4 protein-coding genes and 1 tRNA gene are annotated in these 6,342 nt (G+C 62.2%); 1 reads left to right on the top strand and 4 read right to left on the bottom strand.

Going from position 1 to position 6,342, the window contains the following annotated elements; all coding sequences use genetic code 11:
* Nucleotides 1-906: IS3 family transposase (locus DDF78_RS01645; RefSeq protein WP_152587858.1), on the top strand; the 906-nt coding region annotated here is incomplete at its 5' end.
* A 133-nt stretch (nt 907-1,039) separates the two neighbouring features.
* Here DDF78_RS01645 and DDF78_RS01640 read toward each other — a convergent pair.
* The 4 genes from DDF78_RS01640 to DDF78_RS01625 form a co-directional block, all read right to left on the bottom strand.
* Nucleotides 1,040-1,115 (bottom strand) — tRNA-Gly (locus DDF78_RS01640).
* Between the two features lie 263 nt (nt 1,116-1,378).
* On the bottom strand, nt 1,379-4,222 hold the full coding sequence (locus tag DDF78_RS01635; RefSeq protein ID WP_152579721.1) for a phosphatase PAP2 family protein: 2,844 nt from the start codon (nt 4,220-4,222) through the stop codon (nt 1,379-1,381).
* A gap of 425 nt (nt 4,223-4,647) precedes the next feature.
* Nucleotides 4,648-5,610 (bottom strand): aromatic amino acid DMT transporter YddG, encoded by a 963-nt coding sequence (yddG, locus tag DDF78_RS01630; RefSeq protein ID WP_162000625.1) that lies wholly within the window; start codon nt 5,608-5,610, stop codon nt 4,648-4,650.
* A gap of 286 nt (nt 5,611-5,896) precedes the next feature.
* On the bottom strand, nt 5,897-6,307 hold the full coding sequence (locus DDF78_RS01625; RefSeq protein WP_152579723.1) for a GNAT family N-acetyltransferase: 411 nt from the start codon (nt 6,305-6,307) through the stop codon (nt 5,897-5,899).
* Nucleotides 6,308-6,342: the final 35 nt, after the last annotated feature.

The following is a 6,342-nucleotide window of genomic DNA, read 5'->3' as shown; positions in this document are numbered from 1 at the left end:
AGAAAAGACCCGGCCGCCGACCCGCGGCGGCTCGCGAACCGGGAGAAGGCCCTGATCGCGCACCGGCTGAGGGCGACGCATTCGCCGGCCTCTTTGGCCTCCAGGCTGAACCTGGCGTTGAGCTCGTGCCACTACCGCCATGCCCGGCTGGGCCGGGACAGGCACGCGTGGCTGCGCCCCCTGGTCCATGAGATCTTCGGGCAGGCGAAGGGCCGGTACGGCTCGCGGCGCATCCACGCGGCCCCCAGGGCCGGGGGCACGCGGGTCTCGGAGAAGGTCGTGCGCCGCGTCATGGCCCAGGAGGGCCTTGCGGCCCGCTCCTCCGGGAAGGCCGGGCGTTACAGCTCGTATGCCGGTGGGTGCTCCCCGGCCCCCGAGAACCTGCTCCGGCGCGACTTCCACGCCCGGGAGCCGGGCCAGAGGTGGCTCGCGGACATCACAAAGACCAAGGCCGCGGATGGCAGGATATGCCTCAGCCCGGTCCTGGACTGCTTCGACGGGCGCATCGTGGCCTATTCGGCCGGGCGGCGCGCGGACGCCGAGCTGGCCAACAGCTCGCTGAGCAGGGCCATCGCCACGCTGGGCGCGGACGCCAGGCCCATCGTGCACTCGGACCGGGGCGGGCACTGCCGGTGGCCCGAGTGGATCTCCATCATGCAGGAGCGCAAGCTGGCGCGCTCGATGAGCGCGAAGGGCTGCGGCCCGCACAGCAGCGCCATGGAGGGCTTCTTCGGCAGGATGAAGACCGAGGCCACCTACCCCGAGCACTGGGAGCGGCTGACCTGCGAGCAGGCCATCGCCAGGACCGGGCAGTGCATCGCCTGGCGCAACGCGGAGCGCATCAGGCAGGGCCTGGGCTACCAGAGCCCCGACCAGCACCGGCGCTCTCACGGCCTCATGGCATAATCACACGCAAGCAACAAAAAGCATCTCCAACATTCCGTCCGCACCCCCCGTCTACTCCATCTCGTTTATGACATTTAGCGGCGCTCAGTGGCATTTTCAAGACAGAGTTCAAAAATGGAAAGAATGAGTCGGATGGAGCGGACAACGGGACTCGAACCCGCGCTCTCGACCTTGGCAAGGTCGCGCTTTACCAACTAAGCTATGTCCGCACACGACGCACCGGAATAATCCAGCGAATCACGGCTAGCACTCCATCCGGCATAAACCTTGCAGTTCCTGCCATCGCTTGTGCAGCCGGGTATATTAAACCGTCGCGCTGGAACCGAGTCAAATCACCGGCGAGTCGAGCCGTTAAGCGGAGCTGCACATCGCACAATGGACGACTCCGCCGCCGCACCTGACTGTGCCGCCATCGAAATGGCGCTGCAATCAAGGGCGACGACGGAATCACAACCTGTGGGCATTGGGCGAATCAGTGCCGACGCTTGCGAGCCACGACCGTGACTGCGGAGCCGATCAGGGCAAGCGCGGCAACCGCCACAATGGCCGCCGAAATATCGGCACCCGTGGCAGCCAGCACACCGTTGGCCTGCGGCTTGTTGTTGCTCGCGCCGGTTCCGTTCTTGCCAGGCTTGGTCGGCTGCTGGTTGTTGGTGCCAGCGTTGCCATTGCCGCCATTGTCAATCTGTTCCGCGCTCTTCTCGCGAACCACCGAAGCGACCGTCTGCCCCGGCTCGACCTTGGTAATGTTCTTGCCGTCGGCGCTCAGCGTCACTTTGGCGCTGTATGCGGCTGCAAGATTCACACGTGCCCAGCCTTCGCTCGTGGCGTCCAGCGGGTAGCCGGAGTCGCCTTCGGTCGCGGCGAGCACTTGCTTCTTCTGGTCGGCGCTGAGCACGCTGAAGGCGCTAACGTTGCTCAGCAGATTGACAGCAGCATCGGGCACAACCGGAGTCTGCCCAGCGGTGCCGGTCGTGGCGAATCCGTAGGACATGCGGGCCTGGTAGGCGGCCAATGCGGACTGCAGATCGGTGACCGGCTTGGTCGAGACCTCGTCGGTGAAGGCGTTGGCGTAGCCCTTCGCATCGTTGGCGCCGGTGGCGTCGATGCAGGTTTGCAGGGTGTTGCCGTGGCCGTCGGCCTTGCACTGCGCGGTCAGGTAGCCGACCAGCTCAGCGCGGGCGTCGGCGCTTTCCTTGCGCGTGGTATCGTCGTTCAGTGCGTTTGCCACGCCGTACTGCCCGGCAATGTGACCGCCAAGAATATCGAGCGGATAGTGCACGCCGAGCACGATGCGGTTGTTGCCGGCCTCGGAGACACGAGTCATGATCTGCGGCCCCAACTCAGGCAGAATGCTCGCCAGACCAGTGCCCTGCGTGAAGGCGAAGGTGGTGTGCCCGGAGGGGAAGGAACCCGAGTTGTACAGGTTGTCGTACTCGTTGTCGATCGGCGAGCCGTTGCCCCAGTCGAAGCTCTCATATCCGGGAACCTTCTGGATGTTCAACGTCTGCGCGGTGCCGTTCATGTTCAGCGTGGTGCCGACATAGTTCACGCGATCCACGTACGGACGCGGATGCTGATACCAAGCCTTGGCGCTGCCGGTAGAGGCGGATTTGTTCATATCCTTGAGGTACTGCTCGGTCTTGGGCAGCTTGCCGGAGTCCGCCGCCTGCTTGAAGTACGCCCCCAGCACCGGGCCGAGCGCGTCGTACAGCGTGTTGGTGGAGTTCATCTGTGCATCGGACAGCGCACGCTGATCCTGAACGGTCTTGCCGTCCGCCCTGAAGGCAGCGTGGTTGATGGACTCGGTGAGCTGGTCATCATGGCTCAGCACGGCCTTGCCTTCATCAGTGACGCCCACGCCAGCCACGAAGTAGCGGTTGAAATCCTTGAGCAGATTGGTGACGGCATCGGAGTCGCTGACCTTGGTGACCTTGGACTGCGCGTTGCCGAAGCTAATGGCCACAATCGTGCTGCCATCCGCGCTCAGCGTCACATTCGCGCTGTAGGCCTTGGCGAGATTGAGCCGCTGATAGCCCTGCGACGAGGCATCCAGCGGATAGCCGGAGTCGATTTCGGAGGCTTCGAGAATCTGACGACGTTGCGCGACGCTCAGATCCGGGAACGCAGTGAGCAGCAGGTCCTCAGCTCCTGCAGGAACCTTCGGTGCCTGGCCGGCAGCGGAGGTCTGCGCGAACCCATAGGTCATGCGAGACGTATATGCGTCGATTGCCGATGCGCGGTCGGTAACCGGTTTGGTCGAAACCACGTCGGTGAAGGTGTTGACATAGCCCTTATCAGCGTTCGCGCCGAGCTTGGTGACGCATTCCCCGACCGTGGAGCCGTTGCCATCCGCCTTGCATCGGGCGGCGATGTAGTTCTCAAGCTCATCGTGCGCCGGCAGCAGTTCATTGGTGCGGAATCCCGAATCCGACCACAGCGCGCTCGAGCTGGCCGTGGCGGCGATACGCCCGCCCATCACGTCCATCGGATAGTGCACGCCAAGCACGACGCGGTTGTTGCCTGCCTCGGATGCGCGAGCCATGATCTCCGGTCCGAGTTCGGGCAGCAGCGTGGACAGTGCGATGCCGCGATTGTAGGCCTTCGTGGTGTGTCCGGAGGGGAAAGCCTGCGAAGGCTCCTCGTAATCCGTGTAGTCCTCACCGAATTCCTGGCCGTCCTGCGTGAACATCGGAATGTGGATGATGCCCAGCTCAGGCTTAAGCCCATTGAGATTGGTGTCGCCGCCGATGGTGCGGTCCACGCCCTGATCCGCCTTGGTGAAGTACGGACGCGGGTAGTTGAAGTCCTTCTTGGCGCTTCCAGTACCAACGAAACCGGAGGTCGCGACTGGGCTTGAGGCATCGAACACCAGCGCGTTCGTCTTGGGCAGCGAGCCGTTGCTCAGCCCCTCGCGCAGGTACTTGCCGATGGTGTCACCCAAGGCAGTTGAATACGAGGTAATCGCATTAGCCGGACTGTCGCTTGCGTCGAACGCGGCGCGATGCGCCTGCGTGTCAGTGCCGTCCACCTTCGTGGTATCCTTGGCCGCATGGTTGTTGATGGCGACGACCGTATCGTCACTGTATGCGAGCACCGAGCGCCCGGCATCCGTCACGCTGCCGCGGAACGCATCACCTTGGGCCGTATTATCGACGACCTTCTTCGGGGTCCACCAATTATTGAACTCGCCAAGCAGCTCCGTGATGTTTGGCTTATTGGCCGGGTATGCCGTCGAAGCCTGTGCCGCCTGAGCCACTGCCCCGCCGCTCAGGAGCATAGCCAGCGCCGCAGCGCCCGCCATGACTTTGTGCATTCGATGTTGCTGCGTTCGATGTCGTTGTGTTTCCGTTTTCATTCGCGCATCTCATTTCTTTCATGTCGAAGATGTCGATGCGCCCGCTAAGGAGCTTCATCGACGGTTGGCAGTTCCAGTGTGTCGTGGCCGAGTAGCGAACTCGCGGAAGGTCGGCGAGATGTCATTTTCGGTTAAGCCAAAGTTCACTTTGGGGCGACTGTGCTTTGGAAGAGACTGTACTTTGGAAGAGACTGTCAGTTTCGGTGCGTATCGATTGCGTATGCTGATGGTGCCTAGGCTATGGCACTGCTGAGCGTGACGCCTAAGGGCCAATGAAAACCAGTGAAAAACCGCCGAAAGAGGCATATACGATGCATGCAACGAGAATGAGCGTGAGACATGGCGAGTAGCGAAATCGCCCGCAACACGTCCGCCGGCTTCGTTCAACTCTTCGGTTCTGCGCTGGCATCCTTCGTAGCCCACCAGCCAATGAGCGAGCCTACGACCACAAGCACGACGCCCTGCCAGAATGACACGGTCAGGCTGGCTCCGAGTGCAAGCGCTCCTATCGCGGAGGAGAGCACGGGCGCGGCGTATGAGGCAGACCCCAGCACCGTCAGATTGCCGCGCATGATGCCGGCATCCCAGCAGGCATATCCGGCTCCGATGACGAGAGCAGCGGCGACGAGCACGATATAGGCGCCGATTCCCGCCGTATGGGCATGTTGCGGGACCGAACCCGTCAGAAAATGAACGATCCACAGGGCCACGGCGACCCCCGTCAAAAACAGGGTGATGCCGTCGTGTCCTTCGCTGATGCGCGGCGTGATGACGGAGTACACGGCCCAGGTGACTGCGCCGCCGAAGGCCAGCGCATACGGCACTGGGTTCGAGGCGATGTGGGCGGCTATGCTCGCTGGATTCAGCCCGGCATCGCCGCCGACCACGAATGCGGTGCCGAGCGAGGCGAGCAAGGCACCGGGTATGACAAGCCACGTCTTGGCAGTGAAACGACGCCCGATCAGCGAGAGCAGAACCATCAGCGTCGGCCACAGATAGTTGACGACGCTCACCTCAAGCGCCTGCGTCGCATTGTGCGCCAGGCCTACGGCCAAGCCGACGGAAACCTCGTAGACCACGAACAACGTTCCGCACACCAGCAGATATCGAAGCGGCAAGCTGCGCAGCCGCTTCGGGCGGCGGATAACCCACATCACTACAGCGGTGAGCGTATAGATCAGCGCCGCGCCCAAGGTGGCGCCGAAATTCTGCGCCGTGATGCGCACTAAGCTCACAATCGCGCTGAACAGCACGATGGCAAGCAGGCCGACTAGAGTCGCGTTGTGGTTGGGGGCGCTGTAGTTGGGGACATTGCGGTTGGGAGCATTGCGTTTCGCCTTGCTCATCGGCCTTCCGCTCCCCTGCTCCCCTTGTTCACACGATCTCATGCCGCCATTATCCCTCGCCACGAAGAGAAGCTAAGCGCAGATGCCCGTACACGTGATGCGATGCAGATGTGATGTCGAGGGCGACACGCCCGGGATACTATGCACAAGTCGGGTGATAGGGATTTTAACTCCCGGAACTCCGCCAGCGAAAAAAGCTACTGCCCGACTTGTGCGCACCAATCCGGGCGTGTCACGAGTTGATACAGAGGACGGCTGCGCCCCGATCGACGCGCAACCTGATCGCCTATTCGTTGCAGATCTGCATGGCGACGCCGTCAGGCATGATTCCAAACCCATGCTTCTGATAGAACGACGCGTTGCGGCTTTCCTCGGGCATGACTTCGATATAGAAGTAGTTCGCGTAGCGCTCCTTGACCATTTCAACCAAATGCCCAGCGATGCCATGCCCCTGGTATTCGGGGTCGACCAGCACGTAATGCATGTAGGCCATCATCTCGCCGTCGTCCAGCACGCGCACCAGGCCCGCGAGGCGCTCGCCGTCCCAGGCCGTGAGCACTGTCGACGACCCCATCAGCGCCTTGTGCAGCCGTTCGGGATATTTGCCCGAAACCCAGCCGACCGACAGGAACAGCCGTTCGACCTGATCCTGGGTGAACTTCTTGACGTCGGTGTATTCGATGGTGGTGTCGCTCATGTATTCATCCTTGCGTTATTGCGCGTTATTGCGAT

Origin of the sequence: Bifidobacterium tibiigranuli (assembly GCF_009371885.1) — a bacterium.
Taxonomy (GTDB): Bacteria; Actinomycetota; Actinomycetes; order Actinomycetales; family Bifidobacteriaceae; genus Bifidobacterium; species Bifidobacterium tibiigranuli.
The sequence above is the reverse complement of the archived record's forward strand: the minus strand, read 5'-3'. Positions and strand labels throughout refer to the sequence as shown.

Excerpts from the sequence above, each read along its gene's own strand:
- DDF78_RS01635 (WP_152579721.1), bottom strand. The coding sequence starts at position 4,222 with ATGCACAAAGTCATGGCGGGCGCTGCGGCGCTGGCTATGCTCCTGAGC.
- yddG (WP_162000625.1), bottom strand. The coding sequence starts at position 5,610 with ATGAGCAAGGCGAAACGCAATGCTCCCAACCGCAATGTCCCCAACTAC.
- DDF78_RS01625 (WP_152579723.1), bottom strand. The coding sequence starts at position 6,307 with ATGAGCGACACCACCATCGAATACACCGACGTCAAGAAGTTCACCCAG.